This window comes from Anaerotignum faecicola (assembly GCA_024460105.1).
GTDB lineage: Bacteria > Bacillota > Clostridia > Lachnospirales > Anaerotignaceae > JANFXS01.
In genome coordinates, this window is the sequence record JANFXS010000262.1 from 1 (window position 1) to 459 (window position 459).

Annotated in this window: 1 protein-coding gene; it reads left to right on the forward strand. The window is 42.0% G+C overall.

The window, feature by feature from the left end:
* Positions 1 to 142: 142 nt before the first annotated feature.
* Positions 143 to 459, forward strand: a 317-nt coding sequence (locus tag NE664_13865) for a two-component sensor histidine kinase (protein ID MCQ4727720.1), incomplete at its 3' end; no start/stop codon positions are given.

Below are 459 nucleotides of genomic sequence, written 5' to 3' on the forward strand. Positions count from 1 at the left end.
CATATTTTATCGAATTGCCGGACAGAAAAAAAGGTCTCGGTTTATTAAAAAATATGTCCTTATTTGCAGTCTTGTGCTATACTGCATATAGAGATATCTGTCTGCGGATTAAACTCCGCAGGCCTTTTGATGGGAGACCGCCATGGCATATAAACAGACACGGGAACAGACCATATTTCAAAAGCAGCTGGAAAAAGCGGCAACCAGGAATATCGTTTTCCTGGTTTTTATCGGATGCATCTTTTTTTCGGCAGCAATATTCGGCATCAATTACTTAAACACGAGATTTAATGTTCAGGAACATATTGAATTTCTTACCAGCACCTTTCAAACAGCCTACCATGCCACGGATACGTATTTGAATGATGCGGAAAACGACTCCATTTTTACACGGTGCATTGAGAACCGGACAGACGGGAGCGAGGTACGCTACTCCTTAAGCAAGTACAACGTCGACAG